This is a genomic window from Bifidobacterium miconis (assembly GCF_019331735.1).
Classification (GTDB): domain Bacteria; phylum Actinomycetota; class Actinomycetes; order Actinomycetales; family Bifidobacteriaceae; genus Bifidobacterium; species Bifidobacterium miconis.
Genome location: NZ_JAHBBH010000079.1, coordinates 1 through 1,961 on the forward strand (window position 1 = coordinate 1; position 1,961 = coordinate 1,961).

General features: G+C 56.9%; 2 protein-coding genes. One reads left to right on the top strand and one right to left on the bottom strand.

The genetic code is table 11. The annotated features are described in order from the left end of the window. Positions 1-268: 268 nt before the first annotated feature. Positions 269-1,072 (top strand): aminoglycoside 3'-phosphotransferase, encoded by an 804-nt coding sequence (locus tag KIH79_RS12650; RefSeq protein ID WP_219059708.1) that lies wholly within the window; start codon positions 269-271, stop codon positions 1,070-1,072. A gap of 101 nt (positions 1,073-1,173) precedes the next feature. On the opposite strand, the gene KIH79_RS12655 is transcribed toward KIH79_RS12650, so the two are convergent. After that, positions 1,174-1,725, bottom strand: a complete 552-nt coding sequence (locus KIH79_RS12655; RefSeq protein ID WP_219059709.1) for a P-loop NTPase family protein — start codon at positions 1,723-1,725, stop codon at positions 1,174-1,176. Positions 1,726-1,961: the final 236 nt, after the last annotated feature.

Sequence of the window (1,961 nt, forward strand, 5' to 3'; positions counted from 1 at the left end):
GAAGAAACCCAACCGCTCAGCGGCAGCGAATGAATAACTTACACGAACCCAACCACAAACGCAAACCCACCACACCAAACAACCCCAAAACCATTGAAAACACACAACTCCATCGGCGTGTCGAAAATACCCAAAAACGCCTCTCAACCACCACCATACGCCCGAATCACGCCCAAAAAAGACGGCAAAAACATCATTCATCGGCGTGTCGCCATCTGTTCATCATGCCCAATCCGCACTCGCACCGTCCTCGGCATACACTGACACCATGCAACGAACGGCAATCGACCCAAGCACCATCGCGTTTCCTGCTGCCGTCAGGCCGTATATCGACGACGATCACAGCCTATTCGACAGCAGCTCGTCGCCGGAAGCACGCGTGTACTACTCGACGAAGGGCCGCGGCCATTTCATCAAAACCGCGGCAGCCGGCACGTTACGGCGTGAAGCGACGCTGACATCCTACTTTCATGGCAGGGGACTGGCCGCGGAAGTGCTGTATTACGGGCAAGAGCCCGGACCAGACGACGACAGGCGCGATTGGATGGTGACGTCGCGCGTGCCCGGCGAAGACTGCACCGCACCGCAATACATGGCCGATCCGCGGCGCATGACGAAGATTCTGGCACATACGTTGCGTTCACTGCATGACATGGATTGCCACGATTGCCCGGAACCGAAACGTATGGAACGATACCTGGCCACGGCGCAACGCAATCATGACGCCGGGCGATACGACACGTCGTTTTACGTTGATGTGTATGGCGACGCCACGATCGACGAGATATTCCGCATTGCCGAGCGTGGAGTCTCGTTGCGTTCGGATGTGCTGCTGCATGGCGATTATTGTCTGCCGAACGTGATGCTCGACGATTGGTCGTTCAGTGGTTTCGTTGATCTGGATTGCGCGGGACTCGGCGACCGTCACGTCGACGTGTTCTGGGCATTGTGGACGCTGCGATTCAATATGCACACGGATCGGTACCATGATCTGTTCCTGGATGCGTACGGGCGCGATCTCGTCGATGAGGATCTGCTCCGCACGGTTGCGGCGATCGAAGTGTTCGGATAGGGACGCGCGTGGCGGGAAACGCTCACTGAACGGCGTTCAGTGAGCGTTTCCCGCCACGCAAATTATCCGATAACGGGCATTATGTTCGAACGATGCCAGACTCAGCAGGCTCGAGGATCGTCCGGCAACGACGCCATGCAACGATCCAGCTCCCGCTGGTTGCGAACCACAACCACGTTGCCGCTGTAGTCGCGCATAACATTACGATATTCCTGCATATGATCGGCATCACAGCCACGATGCAGGATCCACCATACGAATTCTGCATCCATGCGCTCCTCGCACCCATTGGTCATGGACGGGCGCGACCGACCGCGATACCTGCGCAGACGACTGAACGCTCGCCAAAGTCGCGATAAACGGTTGAACAGCATGATCACGATGAGATCCGACTCATCAAGACGCCGACGGTACGCCAGGTTGGTGTAGTTGCCATCGATTACCCACGAATCATGGTCGTCGAGAAACGCGCGCACCATGGCTTGTTGCTCTTCCGCAGGGCGGGTGCGCCAGCCCGGAAGAAACTGTACGGTATCCAGATACAACGTAGGGATACCGTAATGTTCGCCGCAGTATCGGGTCAGGGTCGACTTGCCGCTACCGGAAAGACCAATGATGGAGATGCGCATGATATCGATGATATCTAAAGCCATGCTGCCGAATGCCTATACCAACGCTTTCAGAGACTGGTTGATGCTTGTTTGGGTATGTGAAGGAAAGCCCGGCGTCGTCATTGGTGTCGGGTCTTTTGACTGGCTGGGTATATGGGAGGGGCCCCGGGAGCGTGTGCTCGACCGGGGCCTCTTGTCAAGTTGGATGCGGCGGTGTGCTACTCTCCCACACTCTATCGGGTGCAGTACCATTGCCGTGCCAGGCCTTAGCTTCCGGG

What these genes read in the sequence shown, in the direction of transcription:
- KIH79_RS12650 (WP_219059708.1), top strand. Translation starts at nt 269, where the DNA reads ATGCAACGAACGGCAATCGACCCAAGCACCATCGCGTTTCCTGCTGCC.
- KIH79_RS12655 (WP_219059709.1), bottom strand. Translation starts at nt 1,725, where the DNA reads ATGGCTTTAGATATCATCGATATCATGCGCATCTCCATCATTGGTCTT.